This window comes from Nonomuraea sp. NPDC050153, assembly GCF_044460125.1.
Classification (GTDB): domain Bacteria; phylum Actinomycetota; class Actinomycetes; order Streptosporangiales; family Streptosporangiaceae; genus Nonomuraea.
Map to the genome: position 1 here is coordinate 376,002 of NZ_JBITJQ010000001.1, position 21,507 is coordinate 397,508.

The 21,507-nt window shown below is 70.7% G+C and carries 24 protein-coding genes and 1 tRNA gene; 7 read left to right on the forward strand and 18 right to left on the reverse strand.

What is annotated here, in order from left to right; translation table 11 throughout:
• Positions 1–10 precede the first annotated feature (10 nt).
• The 4 genes from ACIBQ1_RS01760 to selD form a co-directional block, all read right to left on the reverse strand.
• The gene (locus ACIBQ1_RS01760; protein WP_397274012.1) at positions 11–1,813 is read right to left on the reverse strand and encodes an MFS transporter; all 1,803 of its coding nucleotides are present in this window, start codon (positions 1,811–1,813) and stop codon (positions 11–13) included.
• Positions 1,810–2,454, reverse strand: a complete 645-nt coding sequence (locus ACIBQ1_RS01765; RefSeq protein WP_397274013.1) for an LppX_LprAFG lipoprotein — start codon at positions 2,452–2,454, stop codon at positions 1,810–1,812. The genes ACIBQ1_RS01760 and ACIBQ1_RS01765 overlap by 4 nt, the downstream gene beginning before the upstream one ends.
• Positions 2,455–2,597: 143 nt before the next feature.
• The gene (locus tag ACIBQ1_RS01770; protein WP_397274014.1) at positions 2,598–3,056 is read right to left on the reverse strand and encodes a MarR family winged helix-turn-helix transcriptional regulator; all 459 of its coding nucleotides are present in this window, start codon (positions 3,054–3,056) and stop codon (positions 2,598–2,600) included.
• A gap of 655 nt (positions 3,057–3,711) precedes the next feature.
• On the reverse strand, positions 3,712–4,707 hold the full coding sequence (selD, locus tag ACIBQ1_RS01775; protein WP_397274015.1) for a selenide, water dikinase SelD: 996 nt from the start codon (positions 4,705–4,707) through the stop codon (positions 3,712–3,714).
• A gap of 18 nt (positions 4,708–4,725) precedes the next feature.
• On the opposite strand from selD, the gene ACIBQ1_RS01780 reads away from it, so the two are divergent.
• The 4 genes from ACIBQ1_RS01780 to ACIBQ1_RS01795 all read left to right on the forward strand — a co-directional run bounded on the left by ACIBQ1_RS01780 (position 4,726) and on the right by ACIBQ1_RS01795 (position 8,276).
• Positions 4,726–4,819 (forward strand) — tRNA-Sec (locus ACIBQ1_RS01780).
• Between the two features lie 46 nt (positions 4,820–4,865).
• A complete protein-coding gene (gene selA, locus ACIBQ1_RS01785) occupies positions 4,866–6,128 on the forward strand; it encodes an L-seryl-tRNA(Sec) selenium transferase (RefSeq protein WP_397274016.1) in 1,263 nt (420 codons plus the stop codon).
• Positions 6,119–7,852 (forward strand): selenocysteine-specific translation elongation factor, encoded by a 1,734-nt coding sequence (selB, locus tag ACIBQ1_RS01790; RefSeq protein ID WP_397274017.1) that lies wholly within the window; start codon positions 6,119–6,121, stop codon positions 7,850–7,852. The genes selA and selB overlap by 10 nt, the downstream gene beginning before the upstream one ends.
• Positions 7,797–8,276 (forward strand): rhodanese-like domain-containing protein, encoded by a 480-nt coding sequence (locus ACIBQ1_RS01795; protein ID WP_397274546.1) that lies wholly within the window; start codon positions 7,797–7,799, stop codon positions 8,274–8,276. The genes selB and ACIBQ1_RS01795 overlap by 56 nt, the downstream gene beginning before the upstream one ends.
• Before the next feature lie 75 nt (positions 8,277–8,351).
• Here ACIBQ1_RS01795 and ACIBQ1_RS01800 read toward each other — a convergent pair whose 3' ends face one another.
• From ACIBQ1_RS01800 to ACIBQ1_RS01810, 3 genes are read right to left on the reverse strand one after another with little or no spacing between them, the layout of a single operon-like run.
• Positions 8,352–10,088: a BTAD domain-containing putative transcriptional regulator gene (locus ACIBQ1_RS01800; protein WP_397274018.1), complete on the reverse strand. Its 1,737-nt coding sequence runs from the start codon at positions 10,086–10,088 to the stop codon at positions 8,352–8,354.
• A 13-nt stretch (positions 10,089–10,101) separates the two neighbouring features.
• The gene (locus ACIBQ1_RS01805; RefSeq protein ID WP_397274019.1) at positions 10,102–10,659 is read right to left on the reverse strand and encodes a hypothetical protein; all 558 of its coding nucleotides are present in this window, start codon (positions 10,657–10,659) and stop codon (positions 10,102–10,104) included.
• Between the two features lie 18 nt (positions 10,660–10,677).
• On the reverse strand, positions 10,678–10,866 hold the full coding sequence (locus ACIBQ1_RS01810; protein WP_397274020.1) for a hypothetical protein: 189 nt from the start codon (positions 10,864–10,866) through the stop codon (positions 10,678–10,680).
• A gap of 110 nt (positions 10,867–10,976) precedes the next feature.
• Between ACIBQ1_RS01810 and ACIBQ1_RS01815 the strand changes: the two genes are divergently transcribed.
• Positions 10,977–11,489, forward strand: coding sequence for a SigE family RNA polymerase sigma factor (locus ACIBQ1_RS01815; RefSeq protein ID WP_397274021.1), 513 nt, complete (start codon positions 10,977–10,979; stop codon positions 11,487–11,489).
• The gene (locus ACIBQ1_RS01820; protein ID WP_397274022.1) at positions 11,482–12,219 is read left to right on the forward strand and encodes a hypothetical protein; all 738 of its coding nucleotides are present in this window, start codon (positions 11,482–11,484) and stop codon (positions 12,217–12,219) included. The genes ACIBQ1_RS01815 and ACIBQ1_RS01820 overlap by 8 nt, the downstream gene beginning before the upstream one ends.
• Position 12,220: 1 nt before the next feature.
• On the opposite strand, the gene ACIBQ1_RS01825 is transcribed toward ACIBQ1_RS01820, so the two are convergent.
• The 3 genes from ACIBQ1_RS01825 to ACIBQ1_RS01835 are packed head-to-tail and all read right to left on the reverse strand — an operon-like array spanning position 12,221 to position 13,954.
• Positions 12,221–12,742 (reverse strand): hypothetical protein, encoded by a 522-nt coding sequence (locus ACIBQ1_RS01825; RefSeq protein WP_397274023.1) that lies wholly within the window; start codon positions 12,740–12,742, stop codon positions 12,221–12,223.
• Between the two features lie 16 nt (positions 12,743–12,758).
• Positions 12,759–13,250: a hypothetical protein gene (locus ACIBQ1_RS01830; protein ID WP_397274024.1), complete on the reverse strand. Its 492-nt coding sequence runs from the start codon at positions 13,248–13,250 to the stop codon at positions 12,759–12,761.
• Positions 13,247–13,954, reverse strand: coding sequence for a hypothetical protein (locus ACIBQ1_RS01835; protein ID WP_397274025.1), 708 nt, complete (start codon positions 13,952–13,954; stop codon positions 13,247–13,249). Before ACIBQ1_RS01835 ends, ACIBQ1_RS01830 begins: the two co-directional genes overlap by 4 nt.
• 403 nt (positions 13,955–14,357) lie before the next feature.
• On the opposite strand from ACIBQ1_RS01835, the gene ACIBQ1_RS01840 reads away from it, so the two are divergent.
• Positions 14,358–14,546, forward strand: coding sequence for a hypothetical protein (locus ACIBQ1_RS01840; protein WP_397274026.1), 189 nt, complete (start codon positions 14,358–14,360; stop codon positions 14,544–14,546).
• Positions 14,547–14,564: 18 nt separating this feature from the next.
• Here the strand turns inward: ACIBQ1_RS01840 and ACIBQ1_RS01845 are convergent, their stop codons facing one another.
• The 8 genes from ACIBQ1_RS01845 to ACIBQ1_RS01880 are packed head-to-tail and all read right to left on the reverse strand — an operon-like array spanning position 14,565 to position 21,507.
• On the reverse strand, positions 14,565–14,744 hold the full coding sequence (locus ACIBQ1_RS01845; protein ID WP_350726448.1) for a hypothetical protein: 180 nt from the start codon (positions 14,742–14,744) through the stop codon (positions 14,565–14,567).
• A 10-nt stretch (positions 14,745–14,754) separates the two neighbouring features.
• Entirely contained in the window at positions 14,755–15,324 is a 570-nt protein-coding gene (locus ACIBQ1_RS01850; RefSeq protein WP_397274027.1) for a 4'-phosphopantetheinyl transferase family protein, read from the reverse strand.
• A gap of 38 nt (positions 15,325–15,362) precedes the next feature.
• On the reverse strand, positions 15,363–16,055 hold the full coding sequence (locus ACIBQ1_RS01855; RefSeq protein WP_397274028.1) for a hypothetical protein: 693 nt from the start codon (positions 16,053–16,055) through the stop codon (positions 15,363–15,365).
• Complete coding sequence (locus ACIBQ1_RS01860; protein ID WP_397274029.1) at positions 16,052–17,422, reverse strand: MlaD family protein; 1,371 nt, start codon at positions 17,420–17,422, stop codon at positions 16,052–16,054. Before ACIBQ1_RS01860 ends, ACIBQ1_RS01855 begins: the two co-directional genes overlap by 4 nt.
• Positions 17,419–18,423 carry an MCE family protein gene (locus ACIBQ1_RS01865; protein ID WP_397274030.1) on the reverse strand — a complete coding sequence of 335 codons (1,005 nt, stop codon included), beginning with the start codon at positions 18,421–18,423 and terminating at the stop codon, positions 17,419–17,421. The genes ACIBQ1_RS01860 and ACIBQ1_RS01865 overlap by 4 nt, the downstream gene beginning before the upstream one ends.
• Positions 18,420–19,451, reverse strand: a complete 1,032-nt coding sequence (locus ACIBQ1_RS01870; protein ID WP_397274031.1) for an MCE family protein — start codon at positions 19,449–19,451, stop codon at positions 18,420–18,422. Before ACIBQ1_RS01870 ends, ACIBQ1_RS01865 begins: the two co-directional genes overlap by 4 nt.
• Complete coding sequence (locus tag ACIBQ1_RS01875) at positions 19,448–20,473, reverse strand: MlaD family protein (protein WP_397274032.1); 1,026 nt, start codon at positions 20,471–20,473, stop codon at positions 19,448–19,450. The genes ACIBQ1_RS01870 and ACIBQ1_RS01875 overlap by 4 nt, the downstream gene beginning before the upstream one ends.
• The gene (locus ACIBQ1_RS01880) at positions 20,473–21,507 is read right to left on the reverse strand and encodes an MCE family protein (protein WP_397274033.1); all 1,035 of its coding nucleotides are present in this window, start codon (positions 21,505–21,507) and stop codon (positions 20,473–20,475) included. Before ACIBQ1_RS01880 ends, ACIBQ1_RS01875 begins: the two co-directional genes overlap by 1 nt.

The window sequence follows — 21,507 nt, forward strand, 5'->3', positions numbered from 1 at the left end:
GCGTCCGCTCTCAGGCGGGCGTGGCGGGCCCGCCCCGCCGGGCGCGGGGCATCAGCAGCGCGACGGCCGCGCCCAGCAGGCAGATGAACGCCGTGACCAGGAACATCTCCGTGTACTCCGTGTGCAGCGCCGTCTGCACCTTCGCGGTGTACTCGGCCAGTTGCCGCTGGTACGTCACCGCGTCCACGCCGAACGGCAGCGGCGTGTCCAGGTGGGCGGTCAGCGACTGGAACCGGTAGAAGCCCCACGCCGACACCGCCGCGATGCCGATCAGCATGCCCATCATCCTGGCCACCACGACCGCCGCCGACGCCACGCCGTGCTGGGCCGCCGAGGTCACGCGCAGCACCGCCGACGAGACCGGGGCGATGACCAGGCCCAGCCCCAGACCGGCGACCACCAGGTCGACGTCGACGACGAGCCCGGCGCTCTCGAGTTCGAGGGGCCACCGGCTCATCAGCCAGTAGCCGGCCGCCGCCAGCACCATGCCCGCCACCGCGACGACGCCGTCACCCAGCCAGCGGGCCAGAAGGCCGCCCAGCAGGGCGCCGACGGTGAGCGCGGCCAGGAACCTGGCGAGGACCAGCGACGCTCCCAGCGCGTCCTCGCCGAGCAGGGTCTGGGCGGTGAACTGGACGAACACCATGGTCACCAGGAGCGCCGCCCCGGCCAGGAAGCTCACGGCCAGGGTGGCGAGCAGGGGGCCCTTGCGGGTGGCGGAGAGGTCGAGGAGGCGTACGGGGGAGCGGATCTCCCACCACACGAAGATCCCGGCCACCAGCGCTCCGGCGGCGATCACGGGCAAGCCCCACGGGGGGAGCACGGTGGTGGCCGGATCGGGGTTGTACAGGCCCACGACCAGCAGCGCGAGCCCCAGTGCCAGCAGCGCGCCGCCGACGACGTCCACGCGCCGCCGCCCGCCGACGCCCTCCACCGAGTCCGCACCGGTGGCCGCCTCGTCTGCGGCGTCCCTCGCCACGTCGCTGGTGGACGACATGGGGGATGCGGTGTCAGGGGCCCCAGCAGTGGGAGGTGCCGTGCTGGAAGCGCTCGCCGAGGGGAGTGCTGTGCCGGGAGTGGCCGCCGAGGGCTGGGTGACCTCGGATGCGGCCGCTGGGAGGAGAGCGGCCTCGGATGTGGTCGCCGGGGGGAGGGCGGCCTCGGGGGTGGGCGTGGCGCGGTCCGCCGGGTTCACCGCCGGGCTCGTACGGGTGGTCGTACCGGAGGGGACCGTGAAGTGGACCGCGACGGCGGCCAGGGCGGCGAGCGGGACGTTGATCCAGAAGATGGCGTGCCAGCCGCCCAGCTCCACCCCCGCCACCACGGTGCTCGGGATCAGCGCCAGCACCCCGCCGTACAGGGGCCCGAGGGCGCTCCCGAGCTCCTGCGCCGCCCCCACGGCCCCCAGCGCCACCGGCCGTTCGCGCTCGTCCCACAGGTCGCCGATGAGCGCCATCGTGATCGGCAGCAGCGCCCCGCCGGCCACCCCCTGCACGGTGCGCCCCGCCACCACCATCACCTCGCCGGCGGCCAGAGCCGTCAGCACCGAGCCGAGCGCGAACGCCGCCAGGCAGGCATGGATCAGCGGGCGCCGCCCGTAACGGTCGGAGAGCTGGCCGAGCAGCGGCATCGCGGCGACGTACCCGAGCAGGAACCCCGTCACGATCGGCGTGGCCCGCTCCAGGTGGTTCAGCGGGATGTTCACGTCCTCGGCGATGTCGATGAGGACCGTGACCACCACGTACGCGTCGAGCGCGGCCAGCAGCACCACCGCGCCCCCGGTGCCGAGGACGACCCGGCGGGCGGCTCTCATCCGGCGGCGGGCGGCGTGATCGTGACCGGCGCGTCGTAGTCGCTGAACGACACCGTCACCGTGCCGTCCTGCACCGGCAGGCTGGCCTTGGTCAGGCGGCCGGTGGCCTTGTCGATCCAGACCTTGCCGTTCACGCCCTGCGAAAGACCGGGGATGATCTGGACGAGAACCTGCCCGGGGAACGTGGTGGTCACCCGGTAGACGTCGCCCTCCAGCGCCTCCACCTTGGGATCGGTGGCCGAGGCGAGCAGCTGCGCGATGCCCTTGGTGGGATTGAGGATCACCGAGGGGTCGTAGAACTGCGCGAGCTGCTGGCGCGTCATCTTCTGGAAGCCGCCCGTGGGCCCCTTGAAGTGGACGGTGTCCCCGACCACGGCGAAGCTGATCTCCTGCAGGCCCATGAGGTCGATCGTGATCGTGCCGTCGGCGTCACCGGCGGCCGTGAGCCTGCCGTCCGCCTTCTTGACCGGCACATTGGTCTTGCCCTCCGTCGTGATCGAGAAGCCGGCCGACTTGACGCCCTTCATGGCCTCGGCGGCCTTCTTCATCAGGTCGGGACCGGCAGGCAGCTCGTTGCCGCCGCCCGAGGAGCACGCCGACACCAGCGCGATAACGGCGACGATCAGAAGCTTTCTGAGCATGTGCGGATCGTATCGATCGCCTGGGAACGCCGTGAGGCGTCGCGGATATCGGTTGGGTGTCAGCCCGCCGTCCTCAGCCCGCCGTCCTCAGCCCGCCGTCCTCAGCCCGCCGTCCTCAGCCCGCCGTCCTCAGCGCGGTTTCTTCAGCGCAGTTTCTTGAGGCGCTCGACGATCGGCGCGAAGGCCGCCTCGATCGCTTCGAGCTGGTCGTCGGTGAGCCGGTCGACGAAGTGCTCGCGCACGCTCGCCACGTGGTGCGGCGCCACCCGCTGGATCGTCTCCCAGCCCTCGTCGGTCAGCACCGCGAACGTGCCCCGCCGGTCGTCGCGGCAGTCCTCCCTGGTCACCAGGCCCTTGGCCTCCATGCGGGAGATCTGGTGCGACAGCCGGCTGCGCGACTGGATCGTCGCGTCGGCCAGGTCGCTCATCCGCATGCGCCGCCCCTCGCTCTCCGAGAGGTTGACCAGGATCTCGTAGTCGTTCAACGAGAGCTGATACTCCTGCAACTCACGGTCGAGCCGGTGCATGAGAAGCTTGTGCAGCGCCAGATGCGTGCGCCAGGCACGCTGTTCGGCGGGTGAAAGCCAGCGAGGCGCGCTCATGATCTCTAATCTATCGCACGAGGATTCAGGGGAGAGCGTCTGCGATCGAGGATGCCGGGCGCGGACCCTGGCTTCAGCTATGGGGGTGAGCCCGGCGCGGGAGTGCCCGCCAGGGCGCGAGCGTGCATTGACGGGAACAGGCTGCGGCAGTGCACCACGCGCGGGTATGGTGGGTCGCGGTCGAACACGTGAGTGATAACCAAGCTCGCGAGGGAGGCCACGGCATGATCTACTCACCGCCGGGAGGGCGGAGCCCGCGTCACCCAGAACGGGATCGCGGGTTGGGGCGTGGAAACCCGCGCGAGCGGGGCCGGAAGGTGAATCGCCAAGCAACAGCGTCGCGACCATGCGCGTAGCCGCACGGTCGGGACGGCTGGAATCCCCCGGATTCATCCGTGGGGAGCGCTTCAATTCTCTGTGCTTGCCTGAGGGGTTCCGGCATTTCGGGCGGGCGTGGCGCGTGGCGAGCAGGCCGCGGGCGGCGATCCGCTCGGCCGCCGCCTGGTCCCGGTCGCGACATGCGGCCGACCTTAATTCGAATCCGCCGATCCGGCCGACCACCACTGTCGCGAGGGTGTTCGTCTCTGTCGGCACGAACAGGTCTTGGACACCCTCGCTGCAGGTCCTTTTCTTCGCGCGGTATCGGGGCTCGGGTTTATTTCACGATCAGCAGGTGTTCGCCGCGAGGGACGAGTTCGCCTATCACCGGAAAACCTGTGATTTCGCCCGCGATGAGGAGTCCGCCCGAGGTTTGTGCGTCGGCGAGGAGCAGTCGCTCGTCCTCCGGCAGGTCGCCGAAGTCGCAGTGGGAGGCGATCCAGTCGAGGTTCCGGCGAGATCCGCCGCTGATGTATCCGTCACGGATGGCCTCTCGGGCTCCGTCCAGGTAAGGCACGGCGGCGCTGTCGACGACGGCGGAGATGCCGCTCGCCCTGGCCAGCTTGTAGAGATGGCCGAGAAGGCCGAAACCGGTGACGTCGGTGGCGCATTCAACCCCCGCGGCCAGCGCCAGCCGGGAGGCGTCGCGGTTGAGCGTCGTCATCGCGGCGACCGCCTCCGGGAAGACCTCCCCGGTTGCCTTGTGCCGCGTGTTGAGCACCCCGATACCGAGAGGTTTGGTGAGGGTGAGTGGGATGCCGGGCTTGCCGGCGTCCACGCGCAGCAGGCGGCCCGGGTCGGCGAGGCCGGTGACGGCCAGCCCGTACTTGGGGTGCGGGTCGTCGATGCTGTGGCCCCCCGCAAGATGGCAGCCCGCTGCCTGTGCCATCGCCGATCCGCCGCGCAGCACCTCGCGAGCGAGTTCGAGGGGCAAGACGCCGCGGGGCCAGCCGAGCAGGTTCAGGGCGATGACGGGCTCGCCGCCGACGGCGTAGACATCGGAGAGCGCGTTGGTGGCCGCGATCCTGCCGAAGTCGTACGGATCGTCGACGACAGGGGTGAAGAAGTCCGTCGTCGCGACAATGGCCCGGGTGTCGTCTTCCACCTGGAGCACCGCGGCGTCATCCGCCTGGTCGATGCCCAGCAGTAACCGGCCTGCCGGCGGAGAGGAGGTCGGCGTGAGTCCGGCGACCAGATCCTCCAGCTCGCCCGGAGGGATCTTGCAGCTGCAGCCGCCTCCGTTGCCGTATTGCGTAAGCCTGATGTTGTTCATGGGTCTATGATCCACTTCGGAGGCGTTTAGGAGTCTGGTGGCCCTCCTGGTCTTCAAAACCAGTGGCGCCGAGCATCTCGGCGCGGCGGGTTCGATTCCCGTCCGCCTCCGCTGATCAGCGAAACCCGGGATGGTCGCGAGTGGATCGACGCAGTTCTGTGCCGCGGACCGATGTCATGCTGGCAGAACCTCGGTTGGCCGCCGCGCAGGAGACGCTCGGCCGCAGCCTCGTCAAGGCGGCGGTGGCGAACGCCCAGCAACGGGTCCGCCAGGGCTTGGCCCGCCCCGATGACGCTGTGGACGCCGCGCTCGCCCTGCTGCCGGCGACCGCCGGCGGCCTCAAGCGCGTCGTCAACGCCACCGGTGTGCTCGTGCACACCAACCTGGGCCGGGCTCCGCTCTCGCCCGCCGCCGTCGCGGCCGTCACCGAGGCCGCCGGCTACACCGACGTCGAGTTCGACCTCGCCGGCGGGCAGCGCGCCCGCCGTGGCCGTACGGCTCTCGCCGCGCTGGCACAGGCGGTCCCCGAGGCGCGGGCCGTGCACGTGGTCAACAACAACGCGGCCGCACTCGTGCTCGCAGCCGCGGTGCTCGCGCCGGGCAGGGAGATAGTCATCAGCCGCGGCGAGCTGGTGGAGATCGGCGACGGATTCCGCCTGCCCGAGCTGCTGGAGTCCGCCGGCTGCCGGCTCCGCGAGGTCGGCACCACCAACCGGACCGCCCTGCGTGACTATCAGAACGCCTGTGGCCCGGACACCGGCTTCATCCTCAAGGTGCACCCGTCCAACTACCGGATCGAGGGATTCACTTCCGAGGTCCCCATCGAGGAGCTCGCCACGATCGGGCCGCCCGTGGTGGCCGACATCGGCTCAGGACTGCTGCGCCCGGAACCACTGCTGCCCGGCGAACCGGACGCGGCCACTGCACTGCTCCAGGGAGCGGCCCTGGTCACCGCCAGCGGCGACAAACTCCTCGGCGGCCCGCAGGCGGGCCTCCTGCTCGGCGACGAAGACCTCGTGGAACGGCTGCGCCGCCATCCCCTCGCCCGCGCGCTGCGGGTGGACAAGCTCACCCTGGCCGCGCTCGAAGCGACCCTGCGCGGCCCGCGACCGCCGGTGCACCGGTCGCTGCACGCGAGCGCCGCCGAGCTCAGGGAACGCGCCGAACGCCTCGCGCGACGGCTCGGCGGCTGCGCGGAGGCGGTGCCGACCGTTGCCAGGGTCGGCGGCGGAGGCGCACCGGGAGTGGAGCTGCCCAGCGCGGGAATCGCCGTGGACGAGAATCTGGCCGTACGACTGCGCTCCTACGATCCTCCCGTGATCGGCCGGATCACGGGCGGGCGGCTGGTGCTCGACCTGCGTGCGGTGGAGCCCGGTCAGGACGAGGTCATCGCCGCCGCGGTGGAGCACGCGTGCAAGTGATCGCGACGGCCGGGCACGTGGACCACGGCAAGTCGACGCTGGTCCGGGCGCTGACCGGGATGGAGCCCGACCGCTGGGCCGAGGAACGCCGCCGCGGCATGACCATCGACCTCGGGTTCGCCTGGACCATACTGCGATCGGGTGAGCGGATCGCGTTCGTCGATGTCCCCGGGCACGAGCGGTTCGTCACCAACATGCTGGCCGGAGTGGGGCCGTGCCCGGCGGTGATGTTCGTCGTGGCGGCCGACGAAGGCTGGCAGGCCCAGTCGGCCGAGCACCTGGCCGCACTCGAGGCTCTGGGCGTACGGCACGGCCTCGCCGTCATCACCCGGGCCGACCTCGCGGATCCGGAGCCTGCCCTGAGGCAGGTTCACGGTCACCTCAAGAAGACCGGTCTGGCGGGGATCGACAGCGTCGTCGTGAGCGGGCGGACCCGGCAGGGGCTCCACGAGCTGGACGCCGCCCTGGCCCGGCTGGCCGCCGCGCTTCCCGAGCCGGACACGGAGGATGCCGTCCGGTTGTGGATCGACCGGGTGTTCACCGTCACAGGGGCCGGGACCGTCGTCACCGGAACGCTGACCAGGGGGACGCTCCGCGTCGGCGACGAGCTGGACACGGGCGGGCATCGGGTCAGGATCCGCGGACTCCAGACACTGGGTGAGACGGCGGAGCGGGTCTCCGCGACCGCCCGCGTCGCCGTCAACCTCCGGGGCATCGACCGTGACGACCTGTTCCGCGGCATGGCCCTGGTGACACCGGAGGCCTGGATGCCCACCCAGGTCATCGACGTACGACTGAATTCCGGTATGAACCATCGGGCGGAGGCGGTTCTCCACCTCGGATCGGCCGCCGTTCCCGTCAGGCTCCGCTTCCTGGGCGCTGACACCGCCAGGCTCACCCTCAGCCGTTCCCTGCCGCTCAGGACGGGAGACCGGGGCCTGCTCCGCGACCCCGGCAGGCGGGAGATCGTCGCCGGACTCCGCGTGCTGGACATCCGTCCCGCCGCACTGCGGCGCCGGGGCGCCGCGGCCGCCAGGGCGGCCGAGCTCGACGAAGTGGGCCTGCCCGACTCCGCGGACATGCTGCGCTGGCATGGCCTGCTGACGGGAAGGGAGCTCACGGCGATGGGATGCCCGCCCAGCGGGTCGCCCGTGGCCGGCGACTGGTACGCCGACCCAGGGTACTGGTCGTCGCTGACAGGTCGTCTCGCCGAGCACGTCGCGCGACGGCCCGCGCTCGATCCGGGGATCACCGTGGACGCTGCGGCCCAGCTGCTCAGGCTGCCCGATCGGCGACTCGCCGAGGCACTCGTGGCACCGCCGCTGGTGGTCGAGGGCGGGCGGATCCTTCCCGCCGTCAGGTCGCTGCCTCCCGCGATCGCCAAGGCGGTCGCGGAGCTGGCCGCCGACCTCGCCGCGCACCCCTTCAACGCCCCCACCGCCGAGCGCCTGGACGAACTCGGCCTCACGGGCAAGGCGCTGGCGGCCGCGCTTCGTTCGGGCGCGGTGACGTCGATCGGAAAGAACGTCGTGCTCCTGCCCGACGCGCTGGACAGGGCCGCGGACACGCTCGCGGGACTTCCCTCACCCTTCACCGCCGGCGATGCGCGGGTCGCCCTGGCCACCAGCCGCCGCGTCGCCCTACCTCTCCTGGAGTGTCTCGATGCCCGTGGAATCACCCAGCGCGTCGACAACGACCTGCGAGTATGCCGCTCGCGGGAATGACGTCGACCGGCTGCTGGCACAGGCTCGCGCAGGGCTCCAGCGCCTGCGGCCCGCCGAGGCGTGGGCCGCCGTGGGCCGCGGAGCGAAGATCGCCGACACCCGGCCCGAGTCTCAGCGCCGGGCCGCGGGGGAGATCCCCGGAGCCGTCGTCATCGAACGCAACCACCTGGAGTGGCGGCTCGACCCCACGTGCGAGTCCCGCATTCCCGAGGCCGGCTCCCACGACATCCAGTGGATCGTGATCTGCGCCGAGGGGTACTCGTCCTCGCTGGCCGCGGCGACGCTGCGGGAGCTCGGGTTGTACAACGCGACCGACGTCATCGGAGGGTTCGACGCATGGGTGGAGGCCGGCCTGCCGACAGTCCACCCCGCCCGGCCCACGGCACCGCGCGGGCCGGGGGAAGCGGGTTCTCACGAGGGATGATCGCAACCTCGGCCGGCGCGGCACGCGTCAGCGCACCGGCCGCGGAAGGGCTCCGGCCCGGGGGCGGCGAGCTGGTCAGGCACACGACCGCGGGCGCGCACCCGCGTACGAAGGATGAAGGGATGCATCGCTTTCGAGAGAAGGTTGCGCGCTGTCTCGCTCGCCCGCGTATTCGGAAAGGTCCGCCACGAAACAGCGGATCGGTTCGAGAATCCGGTAACGACGGCCGTACGAGTGGTCGACGGGCTGCACGAAGGACTGATCGACGAGCCCGATGAGCCCGCGGACCACCTGGCTCTCGGTCAGAATCGCGCATGCGCAGGAGGTTTCGGCGTCGGCCAGGCTGAACTCTCCCGGCAGCCCCACCAGGCGGGTCAGCAACAGCGCTTCCCGCTCTTCGAGAGCACGATGCGCGTGCAGGATCCGCTGGGAGAGGGTGGTCCCAGCGGCGTCCCTGCCGTCGAGCAGCATGCGGGCGTCCCTGGCCAGGACTCCGGCCAGATGGTCGGGGGTCAGCGTCCTGAGCAACGAGGCCGCGATCTCGATGGCGCTGGGCAGGCCGCCTGCCTGGTCGAGAAGGGGATCGACCCAATGGCGGTTCTCCGGGGCGTGGAACGCGCTGGGCAGGAACGCGGTGGCGCGGCTGATGAGCAGGTCCGCGGCGTCCGCAGGTCCCAGCGGACCCAGCGTCTGGGTGACCTCTCCCGGCATGCCGAGCACGCGGGAGCCGGTGCCGAGCACGACGAGGTCGGGGGAGGAGCCGACAAGGGCGTGGATCGCCGCCTTCACGTCCACGACCTGCCCGCCGTACCCGTCGAGGACGAGGATGTGCGGGCCACGCCCCGTCGGGAGCGCTCCCAAACCGCTGAGGCCCTGGGTTTCCAGGTCGACGACGGTGACGGCGCACTCCAGCCGGACGGCGGCCATGTTCGCGGCCGCCAGGGCGAGCGCGGACTTGCCGGCCCCCGGCGGGCCGGTCAGCGTGACGATGCGGCTGCGGCAGAGGTCGTCGGACAGCGACTCCAGGGCCTGCCTGCGCCCGGTCAGGCAGATCGGATCGGGGCCGTCTTTGGACCCGGACGTGATGACCGGGCCTTTCAGCACCCGCTGATGGGCCAGCTTGAGCCGGCTGCCTGGGCTTATGCCCAGTTCGGCGGAGAGCCGCCGCCTGATGTGATCGTAGACGGACAGGGCCGAGGCCATCTGCCCCATGCCGGACAGGGCCTCGATCAGCAGCGCATGGGCCTCCTCGTCCATCGGGTCGGCCTTGCATGCCGCCCGGAGCAACGACTCGGCCGCCTCCAGCCGGCCGCCCTCCATCGCGGACTTCGCGTACCTGCGCACCACCGCCTGGCGCTCGGCCAGCAACGTCTCGACCAGCTCGGTGTCGACCCGGTCCTCGGGGACGTTCGCGAACGGGCGTCCCCGCCAGAGCGCGAGCGCCCGGTGCAGAGTCCCCTCGTCGTCGTCCGAGGCCGCCGTCAGCGCGCGGAACTCGGCCAGATCCGTGGTGCCCTCGTACATGTCCAGCCGATAGCCGCCCGAGCCCGTGACGAGGACGATGGAGCCGCCCGCCTGCTCCTCCAGCCACCGGCGCAGCCGGTGGACCGTGAGGTGCAGGGTGCCCTTCGGGTTGGCGGGCAGATCCTGCTCCCAGATCGTGTTCATGAGACGGGCCGGCGGTACGGGCTCCGGGGCGTGCGCGGCCAGCGCTCCCAGGAGCGCCCTGACGACCGGAGGCCGGGGGCTGACGAGTCCTTCGGGGGATAACAGCCCCACACTACCCAGTACGCCGATGGAACCCACGGTCATCCGCATCCACTTTCTATGACATTCCCGAGATGACGATGACGGCGAGCGCGCAGGCCATGCTGAGCCAGCACCCGGCGAGTATGACCTTCTTACGAGCCGCGAAATGACGATCCCAGTCGGCCGCGTTACCAAGCCGGACGGCAGACAGGACCATGATCGCACGGCCCGCTCCGAAGCAGAAGCCCGCGATCGGCGCCGTCCACCAAGGAGCGCCCAGCAGGACCAGGCTCACCAGCACATACGGCAGATGGGTCGGCATGAACGTGCGCAGACCCGTCCCCATCTCGAACCCGAACTGCAGCGCCCCGCTCCCGTCCGACCGAGCGACGATGCTACTGGGCACCTGCCTGGCGTTCTGCGGCAACCGGAAGGGCAGCAGCTTCACGTCGCAGCCGAGCGCGAGCACGACGAGCCCGAGCATCAGCGGCACCGCCCAGGAGCCGGGAATCGCCGTATGCGTCACCGCCGCCGGGAGCAGCAGGAGCAGACCCGTCGCGGTGCCGCCGAGAAGCAGCCCGCGGTTGAAGTAGACGACGTTCTTCGTTCCCCGCCAGACCGACGAGGTCAGCAAACCTGCTGAGTTGTGGCTTCAAACCGAGCCCGACGTCGAGTACCCGGCGACCACGCCGGCCGCGCCGATCGCGACGAGCGCGACCATGGGTCCCGTCAGAAGAAGGTGGGCGAGCACGCTCGCGGCCATGGCCGCCAGGGCCAACGCCAGGCCGACCGCCACGGGCGAACTGCGCCAGTCGTGCCGGACCCCCGATGTGAACGTCATGCGGATCATCATCACGTGCCTCGCTTTCCGGCCTCTTTCCTCTTCCTTTCCTTCAGTCACTTCTTGTGTTGGACGTTCAACCTTGGTGTGGGCTATGGCGTTATGTGTACGTGGAGAGTCCCCCGGCTGGTTCGGAAGACGAGTTCAGGACGTTCGTGGCGGCGAGCGGGCCACGCCTGCTCAAGTTCGCCGTGCTCGTGTGCGGCGACCGCGACGGCGCCGAGGATCTGCTTCAGGACGGCCTGGAGAAGGTGTGGCTGCGCTGGTCCCGGCTGCGCGATCAGGAACCGGAGGCGTACGTGCGGCGCACGATGCTGAACCGGGCGACGAGCTGGTGGCGCTCGCCCTGGGTCAGACGCCGCTCGCCCGACGACCTGGAGGCACGGGCGGGGGCCGACGAGTTCGGCAGGTCCGACGACCGGGAGATGGTGCTTGCGGCCCTGCGTCGGTTGCCCCCGCGCATGCGGGCGGTGATCGTCCTGCGGTTCTGGCTGGGTTACACGGAAAGTGAGACGGCCGCGCACCTCGGCGGCTCGGTGGGCTCGGTGAAGAGCCAGGCATCACGCGGACTGCAGAGGCTGCGGGCCGATCTGAAGACGTCGATGGGAGTCGCCGATGCGTGAGACGGACCTGCGGGAAATGCTGGACAGGGCGACCGAGGACACTGTGCTCCCCGCGGGGATCAGCGGAAAGGTCATCATGGGCGCCCGCGCCAGGCGCCGGCGTTCCCGGGTGGCGGTGGCCGGACTGGCGGTCGCCACGGGCGGCGCCGCCCTGGCCGTCTCCCTCGTCCTCGTCCCGGTGACCGCGCCCCCCTCGGCCACCACCTCGGTCTCCGTCTCGGCGCGGCCCCCGGCGGACCCGCTGAGCCGCCTCGGCGGCCAACTGGGCCGCCCGCTCGGCCCGTCCGACGTCCTGGTGTACGGCCAAGCGGGTCCGGAGACCCTGGTCGTCCTGGCCAGGCAGGCCAAGGAGGAGGAACGCACGAAGGGAGGAAAGGCGGCCGAGCTGTGGGCGGGCACGGATGGCACGCCGTTCCGGCGGGTCAGCGACTACCTGTCCTACGATTTCGGCTGCGTGCAGGGCGACGAGGTGTGCGAGAGGACCCGCCCGTCGGGGCTGGGGTTCGCGGCCGTACGCATGACGCAGGGCCGGACCTTCGTGATCGTCTCGATCGCCCCCGGCCGGACCGCGACCGTGACCACCGCGGAAGGGCAGAGCACGACCGTGCGCGCCTCGGGGATCAGCAAGACGCGCACGGCACGGCCGTGGGAGATCGAGATCAGGGTCTCCATGGCGGACGGGGCGAGCTACGTCCTGCCGCTTCCGCCGGGAGGCGTCGTCGAGGGGTGACTCAGGCGTACTTGTACTTGCAGATCGTGGTGTAGCCGCTCGCGCTGGAGCCGGACACCCACTGGTCGTACTCGCCGTCCCAGCAGTTCCACTTGCCGGCGCTGCTCGACCAGTACCAGCCTGCGGCGCCGCCACAGGCGGCGACCCAGTTGTAGTCGTACCAGAAGGAGCTGCCGGAGCCGCCGGTGTCCGTGCGGTGGTAGTGGTCGCTCGCGCAGTGGGTCGACGAGATCGACGTACGCCCCCAGCACGGGGTGTCGCCGGACACGCTCACGCCCATGCAGTGCGAGGCGTGCCGGGTCGTCCTGCTGACGGCGAAGGCGGGCATGCGGTCGGCGATCCACCCCAGCGAGGTCATCGCCAGCGCGGTGCCGCCGATGATCGCCGTACGGAGGAAGGTGCGCCGGCCCGGCGCGGACAGGGGAAGCGCGGCCGCCTGTCCGGAGGCGGCGGCGGGCCGCGGCATGTCGCGGCCGGCTCGGGGGGCGTCGGAAATGACGGGAATCTGGTCGAGCATGCTCATGCTGGCTTCACTTTCATCAGATGGCGGAGGTCGCCGGCTCCAGGAACGGCTCGCACGACGCGTGCAGCCCCTCTGCGGAGCCGATCGGGTCGGCGGACAGCAGCGCGCCTCTGTCGTCGAAGACGAGCAACGCCGGCTGGTAGACGATGAGGAACGGCGAGGACAGCTCCCCGGCGAGGATCACGTTGGCGGCGCCGCGCTCCGCCCATTTGGGCGAGTCGTCCATGCTGGCGATCAGCGTGCGGTGGCCGGCGGCGTCGAGCCGGGCCGCCAGCGCGGGCCACTCCGCGAAGGCCAGGTCGCAGGTGGAACACGTGGACGACAGCGCCAGCACCAGGGTCCGGTGACCCTGGTCGCGGGCTGCCAGCTCCGGGTTGACCTGGCTCGGGCCGGGCCTGCGCTGCTCCTGCATCTCCCGCAGCTTGCCGAGCAGGCCGGCGTAACCGAAGGCGAGCAGCCCGATCGCGACCCACGCCAGCACGAGCCCGGCGGACAGGATCGCGGTCAACGGCCCCACCTGATCTCGAGCGACTGGAGCAGCTCCTCCTGATCCGCCTTGGTGACCCAGGGGAGCCGGCCGAGGCTGTCGTTGACCAGTGCGACGGAGTTGCCGCCGGCGTGCAGGTACTTGCGTCCTCGCTCCTGGCCGTCGACCTCCATGGTCTTGGCCCAGACCCGGCCGTGATCGACCGCCAAGCCCTCCTCGCCCTCGGGGAGGAGGCCCTGGGCGTCTTCCAGGGGGTAGAAGGAGATCTTGCCGGCGTGGGTGTACTTCATGCCGTACATGCCCCACATGACGATGTCGCTGCCCGGCTGCGGAGTGACGACCAAGCCGTCCGGGGTGTCGGTGATGGACAGCTGGTCCAGCAGGCCGGTGATGACGCCCAGGTCGGGGGACGGCGCGGCCCCGCCCAGGTGCAGCGTGTGGTACGGGCCCTTCCACGCCGCCATCCAGCTCTCCTCGGTGGCGTCGAGCATGACGAGCAAGGGCTGGGCCCGGTAGACGATCTGCTGCTTGACGGCCATCTTCAATGCCGTCATCGCGCCGTCGGCATAGCCGGGCCCGGCCACCCCCAGGCCGACGGCGATGGTCTTGCTGGTGAGCCGCATCTGCCACTGCCAGTCGCCCTGGACGTTCTCGCTGCGGCAGGAGAGTGTCACCCGGCGGCCGTCGGGTGCCAATGCGGTCTGGGTGTGTTTCGGAGCGGGCATGTCGGTGGATCCTCCTAGTAACGGCTGCTAAAGATGATCCACACGCCGGCTTTCTGCTCGATTTCCGCGGGCTTCCATCGGCCCCTCGGGTGGTACCGCGTGATTCAGGACACGCGCTGTGAGGTGCGGTTCCGGTGGTGAGGATCGCGTACAAGCCCTGTACGTCCCGCTGGGCAGGTCGTCTGGGGTGCTTGGCCCGCCGGACGCCAACGGGAACTACCGGGTCCGCTGATCGGGCAGACTCGGTGCCTGGTGGCCGCTGGTGAGCGAGCACTTCCGGACGCTGGACCGATCTTCGAGCCCTGGGGACAGACCGTGCCCTCACCGGTGGTCGGGGGTCTTGATCACTGATGGGATGTCGTGCCCGCCCTGGGTGGCGTGAGCCTGGGAACGGACCCGTCACATGCTGCGGCTGCGATCGGCGTTGCGGGACTACTTCCCCGCCGCGCCGGCCGCCAAGATCGACTTTGTGGACGTGGCGAGCGCGGCGGGCGTGGAGATCGCCTGCGACGAGGTGGACAAGCGGCTGCGCGAGCGCTTCTCCGGGATCAGCCTGGTCTTCCTGGACCCCACCCCGACCTGCCGCCGCTGACAGAGGGGTGGGGGCGGGTCAGCTGAAGTAGTGCATGGCGATGGCGACGCCGATCACGTGCATCAGCACGACGATGACGATGAAGGAGATGAACACGAACTTGGCCGGCCCATGCTCGAACGTCTTGCCCTCTTCGAGCGGCCGCCGCTGGGCCATGCGGTCGGCGATCCGCTCCTCCAGTGACTTCCGGTAGAACATGCGTGCCAGTTTATTCGTGGGGGATGGGCACCCGCCTGACGGGGGCGTCCGTGACGACGGCTACCCTGATGTCGGGCCCGACGCTCCATTCGAGCAGGTGACGGTCGCCGAGGTCGTCGCCGCCCGCGCGGAGCTTGTCGAGCGTCAGCTCGCCGCGCTTGATCAGCGCCTCCTTGCGCGTCCAGTGCCGGATCAGCTCGTCGTTTCCGGTGACCATCGCGCGCTCGCGCGGGGTGAGCACCCGGTCCGCGAGCAGCGGGTCCAGCGGCCCCGGCGGCACGTGCTCGGCGTCCACGCCGACCTTGCCGGGCCCGGCCGCCGCGCACACGTAGCCGCGCGTGTGGCTGAAGCTGACGCCCAGCTCGGGCGCCTCCTCGATGTACGGCCTGCCGTGCCCGGGTCCGTGCAGGTCGCAGTGCTGCCGCAGGGTCAGCTCCTGCGGCCTGACGTCGAGCACGGCGGCGGCGCAGAGCCGTACGAGCAGGTGGGCGGCCACGAAACAGGCTCGATCCGCCTCGAACCTGAACCGCCCGGCCCGCTCGGTCTCCACCTCGGTGAGCCAGTCCTCTGGGGCACGCACCTCGTCGGGGCGGCCACCCATCGCTAAGGAACCGATGGTCAGTCCTTCTTCTTGTCGCCGGTGAGGTTGTACTGGTCCTCCGAGGCCGCGCCGAGAACGGTCACGTCATGGATCTTCCAGCTCCCCTTCTCCTTCACAAGGCTGATCTTAAGGTGCGAGTCCTTGACGGAGCGGATCGCCTCGGAGGTGTTCACCTGCTGGTCGACCACGACGATCGCGTGAGCGGTGGCCTCGTCGACGTCGGACAGGTAGACCTCGCGGACCGTGGCCTGCGAGGTGGCCTTGAGCTTGACGATGACCTGCGCCATCGCCCCGCCGAAAGCCGCGTCGTAGGTGGCCAGGAAGTCGCCCGTGGCCTGGGCGGCGAGCGTGGAGCGGGTGCTCTGGAGGTTCTGGTAGTCGTAGCTGAGCAGGGCCTTGCTGAACGCGCCGGCCGCCCCCGACACCTCCAGCCGAAGCGCGCGCTCGGACTCGAGCCTGGTCCGCGCGGCCTCGGCCTGGGAGGCGGAGATCCACTGCAGCACGGCCGTGGCGGCGAGCGCGGCCACCAGCATCGCCGCCAGCGTCCCCAGCAGCCGGGCCCGCGTGACACGCCCGCCGCCCTTCGGGGCGGCGGCGGCCACCGTCGTGTCCTCAGGAGAAAGGGCCTCAGGAGAAGGGGCCTCAGGGGATTCCTCAGAGGGGGCCTCATCGGTGCGGGCGTCCTCTGCGAGGTCCTGCTTGGTGGTCATTTCGACTCCTCACGGCGGCGGGCGGCCCGGCCCGTCGCGATCCAGCCCACGATGCCACCGCCGGCCACCACCGCGAGGAATATCCCGGCAATCAGGGGGGTGGCGTTCGGTGGGGTGCGGGACGCGGGCCCGGCGGCCGCCGCGCCGCTGGGCGACGGCGTGGTCTCCGGGCGCTGCTTCGGTTTCTCGGTGTTCCTCGCCACCGGGCGCGCGGACTCGGCGGGTGCGGCGGTGCCCTGGCGGCGATCCGCGCGTGAGTCCCCGGAGTCCCGGGATTCGCCGGAATCCCGGGATTCGCCGGAATCCCCGGGGTCCCCGGCGGCGGGGGAGGGGCAGGAGCGCAGGGCGGGCACGGTCGGCGGCGCGGCCGCGCCGGCGTACTCCTCGGCCGGCATCGGCCCGCCCGGCACGCTGAAGATGAACGACGCCTTCCCGTAGACGGTGTCGCCGTGGCGTTCGCTGATGTCGTCCGCCAGGCTGAGCGCGGTCGGGACGATGCTGAGCAGATGGTGCACGTTCCGCTCGGTCTCCGGCGAGAACGCCGGCCGGTGCGGCTGCCCCAGGGCCGTCAGCAGGCACGAGAACCCGGGCCTGGACTTCTTGACGGCCGCGTCCAGCTGGGCGAACACCCCTGGCCCCCGGTCGAGGAAGGCGTTCAGGTCGGCACGGGAGGCGCGCAGCGTGCTCGTCACCGTGCTCAGGTCCGTGATCCCGGAGGCCAGCTCGCCCCGTTTGCCGGCCAGCGTGTGGGTCAGCCGCGTGAGCTGCACCGACAGGTCGTCGAGTACGGCGGCGTTGTCGGCCAGCGTGCCGGTCAGGGAGTGGGCGTCGTCGATGATGTTCCTGATCGCGGGGGCCCGCCCGTCCAGCGCGACGGCCAGCTCATGGGTGATCGTCTTCGCGTCGCGCGGCGGCACCGCGTTGAGCAGCTTGCCGACGCCCTCGAACAGCTTCTTGTAGTCGAGCGGCACCGACGTCTTGGCCAGCGGGATGGTGTCCCCGGCCGCGAGAGAGGGGCCCGCCGCGCCGGTGGCGGGCGGCGAGAGCTCCACGTACGGCTCCCCGATGGCCGACTTGCGCCGCACCTCGGCCGTGGCGCCCTTCGGCAGCCGGATCCCCCTGTCGATGTCGAGACCCACCACGATCCTGCCGGGCGCCAGCCGAACGTCGCCGATCTTGCCGACGCGCACCCCCAGATACGCCACGTCGAACCCCCGGATGAGGCCCGGCGACGACACGAACTCGGCCGAGACCCGGTAGGGCCGCTCGATGGCGTCCAGCCGGATGATCGTGCTGAACGCCCAGACGGTCATGACCACGCCCAGGACGGCGAAGAAGCCCAGGTTCAGGTAGATCCGGTGTCTCATCGCGGCGGCTCCAGGAGCAGGCGGAAGTCCTCGATCCGGTTCGGCAGCGGCCCGTCCGACGATCTCTTGGGCAGCAGGACGCCCTTCAGCCACAGGTAGATGAGCACCTGCCCGTTGACCGTGATCGGCGGCGCGTCGATGAACTTCTGGAGCCGCGCCACCAGCGTCTTGAGGTCCTCCTTGCCCCGCTGCATCGACGAGGAGATGGCCTCCAGCTCCAGCAGCAGCGTGCGCAGGCGGGCGGCGTGCCTCGGGTAGACGGTGAGGTTGGCCTCCTTGGCCAGCCTGGTCAGCGCGATGATCGTCTTCTTCACGTGCTTGCGTCCGTGCGCGAGCCGCGCGGTGGCGGCGGCCAGCGTGCCCGGCAGCCGGTCCAGCTCGCCGCTGCCCTTGGCGAGGTCGTCGCCCAGCTTGGCCAGGGCGTCGATGCTGGTGCCCAGGTCCCGGCGGGCCGCGGCGTAGGCGTCGGTGACCTCGGCCGTCTGCTTGATCAGCTTGTTGACGTCGTCGCCCTTCCCGGCGAACGCGGTGGAGGCCGCGTCCAGGATGGCGTTCACGTCCTGTGCGCCGAGTGCCTCGATGAGCGGCCCGGCCTTCGCGGTGACCTGCTCGATGTCCGGCTCGACCGACGTCTCGGCGATGGTGGCGCCGTTGCTCAGGTACGGCCCCGTGGCCAGGTCCTTGCCCGCGGGCGGCGTGAGCAGGACGTAGTTCTCGCCCAGCACCGACGTCTTGGCCACGGTGGCCGTGCTGCCCTGGGGCACCCGGTACCTGGACACGATCGACATCGTCACCTTGGCCCGGTAGCCCTCCAGCCGGATGTCGGTGACCGTGCCCACCCGTACGTCGGAGATCTGCACGCTGTGCCCGGCCACCAGGCTCTGCACGTCGTCGAAGACCGCGTGCAGGGTCAGGTCGCCGGTGGTCGCGCCGAGGGTCTGGAGCGAGCAGGATGCCGTAACAGCGAGCGCGAGGATCGCGGCCGCCAGCCGGGCTCTCATCGGCGCCTGCCCTGCTGCTCGTAGGGGCAGTTGCTCAGCCCGGCGGGCAGGCACGGCACCCGCCCCAGGTTCAGCGACTCGAACAGCGGCGTCAGCCACGCCCTGGTCATCGCGTTGAGCACGACGCGGATCTTCAGCACGTGCTGCTTCCTGTCCCACGAGTCGATCACCACGTCGGCGAAGTCGGCCGCGCCCTTGACCGCCTGCGCCACGGACGCGCTGTTGGCGCGCATGGTCAGCACCAGCTCGGCCAGCGTCCCGGCGGCCTGGGGGAGCCGCTCGGAGTACTGTTCGATGATCACGTCGCCGCGCCGTACGAAGTCGGCGATGCCGGTGACGAAGTCGCGCAGCCGCCGCCGCTCCTCCGCGAGGATCGAGCCGGCCTCGGCGAACGAGTCGATCGCGCCCGTCACCTGGCTCTCGCGCCTGTTGAGGCTGGTGGCCAGCCGGTTCAGCCCTTTGGCGAGGTCGATGAGCTGCTGGTCCTGCTTGGCCAGAGTGCCGGTGAGCCGGGAGGTGTCGGCGATGGCGTTGTTGATGGTCTTGCCGCGTCCCCTGACCCCGTCGGCCAGGTCGCTCGCCACGGAGCCGAGCTTCTTGTCGTCGAGCGCGTCGGTGAGCTTGGTGAACGCGTCGAGCGCGTCGTCGATCTCCACCGGCAGGTCCGTGCGCTCCAGGGGGATGACCGTCCCGGGCGCGACCTTCTCGTCGCCGGGTTTCCACGGGGGATAGAGGACGACGTTCCGCTCGCCGAGCGTGTTCTGGGGCGCGACCACGGCTTTCACGCCGGCCGGGAGCGGCACCTGCCGGTCCACCAGCAGGTCGACTCTCACCTTGTCCCCATCGATCCGGATCTTCTCGACATATCCGGCGTCCAGCCCCATCACCTTGACCCGCGCCTGCTCGTACAGGGAGGGCGCCTTCCGGAAGATCGCCACCAGCCGGTACGGCTCCGGCCCCAGCACGGTGCACCCCGACGACAGGAACATCCCGGCCACGGCCAGCAGCGTCGCGATCAGCCGTCTCATCCGGCACTCTTCCTGTCCTTGGAGATGGCGGCGAGCACCTCCGGGTTGATGGGGCCAAGGCCCGTGGCTATGGCCTCGAGCCACGGGCCTTGACCGCCCATCGTGGACAGGCCGGAGAAGGTCGGGCCCGCCCATGCCAGGAGCGAATTGAACTGCTTGTTGCTGTCGCTGAGCCGGGTCGTGATGGCCGCGTTGTCGTCCAGCACCTGGACGAGGGTCTTCTCGTGCTCGTTGATCAGCTTGGTGGTGCTGCGCACCAGGTCGCTGCCGTCGCCCAGCAGCGTGCGCAGCTCGTCGCGCCGCCTGCGCAGCTCGGCCAGCATGACCCCGATGGCGTCGATGAGCCGGGCGAGCTGCCGGTCCTTCTTCTCCAGGACGTTCATGATCCTGGTGCCGTTGTCGATGAGCCGCTGGAGCTGCGGCTCGCTCTTGCCGATCGTGTCCGACAGGTCGCCGATGTTGCGCAGCAGCCGGGTGATGCGCCCGCGCTTGCCGAGGTCGACCTTGTCCAGCTCGGCGAGCAGGTCGTCGACGGCGTCGGTGTCCAGGCGCTGGACCAGCCGGGTCGCGTCCTTGATGGCGTCGTTGATCAGGGTGGGCACGCCGGTCCGGGTCACGGGGATGCGCCGCCGTCCCTCGGGGAGCTGGTCCATGTACGGGGCCGCGACGGGACCGGTGAGCTTGACGTACCGGCCGCCGAGCAGGTTCGACAGGGTGATGTCGGCCCGGGTGCCGCGGCCGAGCCGCACGCCGTCGTCCACCTTCCAGGTGACCACCACGTTCCCCTGCGCGTAGTCGGCGCGGACCTCGGTGACCTTGCCGACGCGCACCCCGGCGACCCTGACGTCGTTGCCGGTGCGCAGGCCGCCGGAGTCCACGAACACGCCGGACATGTAGTAGCCGCCCTCCAGCAGCCCCAGGTTGCCGACCAGGAACGTGCCGGCGAGGATCGCGGCGAGCGTGGCCAGCGACGCCAGGCCGACGACGATCCGGTTGCGGTCGCGGAAGGACTTGAGCGCCATCACTCGCCCACCAGGAGTTTCTGGAGGTCCTTCGTGCTCTGGACCCGCGTGTTGCGCAGCGGCGGCGGCGCCTGCATCCCGTACGGGCAGGGCGCGGCGCTCAGCGCCACGCACGGCACCGCGGTGATGAAATAGCGGCCGCGGTCGACGGTCTGGTACGCGCGGGCGAACAGCGGCTGGAACGTGCTGATCGTCCTGTCGACCTCGTTCACGTGCCGCCTGATGCCGCCGGTCAGCCCCGACAGGTTGTCGACCAGCCGGCCCAGCTCGTCGGCGTTCTTGCCGAGCACCTCGTTGGAGGTGTGGACGGTCGTGGACAACCGCACCAGCGACTCGTCGATCAGCTCCCGGTTGTCGGCGAACGCCTCCGACAGCGTGACGAGGTTGTCGACGAGCTGCTCGATCTGCTTGTCGCGCCGAGCGACCACGCCGGTGACGGTGGCGTAGTCCTTCAGCAGCTGCTCGATGGTCTTCTTGCGCTCGGTGACCGTGGTGGTGATGGCGTTGACGTTGTCGAGCAGCCTCGGGATGTTCTGCTCGTTGCCCTTGAGCGACTTGGCGGCGGCGGTGAGGAGCTGGTTGATCTGGTCGGGGTCCAGGCTGCGGGTGAGCGGGCCGAGGTCGCTGACCAGCTGGCCGATGTCCACGACCGAGGACGTACGGGTGATCCGCGCCCCGGGCGCCAGCCTGCCGGGCGCGGTGCCGGGCAGCAGGTAGACCACGCGCTGGCCGACGGCGTTGCGCCAGCGGATGGCGGCCTCGGTGTCGGCGGGCACGGTGATCCCCTGCTGCACCTCCATGGTCACCTCGGCCCGCCCGTCCACCACCTTGATCGTGTCCACCTGGCCCACGGGCGCTCCGGCGATCTTCACCTGATCGCCCTCGTTCAGCCCCGACACGTCGTCGAACAGGGCGACCAGCCGGTAGCCGCTGCCCGTGCTCACCCGGGCGATCTGCACGCCGATCACCACGATCAGCGCCACGCACAGGCCGACGAAGACCGCGAACCGGGCGAACGTCCAGGCCCGCCGCAT

Bases quoted from the DNA above. Each gene is read 5' to 3' on its own strand.
- ACIBQ1_RS01840 (WP_397274026.1), top strand. From the start codon at position 14,358: ATGCTGCGGCTGCGATCGGCGTTGCGGGACTACTTCCCCGCCGCGCCG.
- ACIBQ1_RS01810 (WP_397274020.1), bottom strand. From the start codon at position 10,866: ATGACGTTCACATCGGGGGTCCGGCACGACTGGCGCAGTTCGCCCGTG.
- ACIBQ1_RS01800 (WP_397274018.1), bottom strand. From the start codon at position 10,088: ATGACCGTGGGTTCCATCGGCGTACTGGGTAGTGTGGGGCTGTTATCC.
- selD (WP_397274015.1), bottom strand. From the start codon at position 4,707: ATGAACAACATCAGGCTTACGCAATACGGCAACGGAGGCGGCTGCAGC.
- ACIBQ1_RS01760 (WP_397274012.1), bottom strand. From the start codon at position 1,813: ATGAGAGCCGCCCGCCGGGTCGTCCTCGGCACCGGGGGCGCGGTGGTG.
- ACIBQ1_RS01860 (WP_397274029.1), bottom strand. From the start codon at position 17,422: ATGAGACACCGGATCTACCTGAACCTGGGCTTCTTCGCCGTCCTGGGC.
- ACIBQ1_RS01825 (WP_397274023.1), bottom strand. From the start codon at position 12,742: ATGAGCATGCTCGACCAGATTCCCGTCATTTCCGACGCCCCCCGAGCC.
- ACIBQ1_RS01855 (WP_397274028.1), bottom strand. From the start codon at position 16,055: ATGACCACCAAGCAGGACCTCGCAGAGGACGCCCGCACCGATGAGGCC.
- ACIBQ1_RS01820 (WP_397274022.1), top strand. From the start codon at position 11,482: ATGCGTGAGACGGACCTGCGGGAAATGCTGGACAGGGCGACCGAGGAC.
- ACIBQ1_RS01865 (WP_397274030.1), bottom strand. From the start codon at position 18,423: ATGAGAGCCCGGCTGGCGGCCGCGATCCTCGCGCTCGCTGTTACGGCA.
- ACIBQ1_RS01770 (WP_397274014.1), bottom strand. From the start codon at position 3,056: ATGAGCGCGCCTCGCTGGCTTTCACCCGCCGAACAGCGTGCCTGGCGC.
- ACIBQ1_RS01765 (WP_397274013.1), bottom strand. From the start codon at position 2,454: ATGCTCAGAAAGCTTCTGATCGTCGCCGTTATCGCGCTGGTGTCGGCG.
- ACIBQ1_RS01880 (WP_397274033.1), bottom strand. From the start codon at position 21,507: ATGCGGCGGGCCTGGACGTTCGCCCGGTTCGCGGTCTTCGTCGGCCTG.
- ACIBQ1_RS01875 (WP_397274032.1), bottom strand. From the start codon at position 20,473: ATGGCGCTCAAGTCCTTCCGCGACCGCAACCGGATCGTCGTCGGCCTG.
- ACIBQ1_RS01870 (WP_397274031.1), bottom strand. From the start codon at position 19,451: ATGAGACGGCTGATCGCGACGCTGCTGGCCGTGGCCGGGATGTTCCTG.
- ACIBQ1_RS01835 (WP_397274025.1), bottom strand. From the start codon at position 13,954: ATGCCCGCTCCGAAACACACCCAGACCGCATTGGCACCCGACGGCCGC.
- ACIBQ1_RS01845 (WP_350726448.1), bottom strand. From the start codon at position 14,744: ATGTTCTACCGGAAGTCACTGGAGGAGCGGATCGCCGACCGCATGGCC.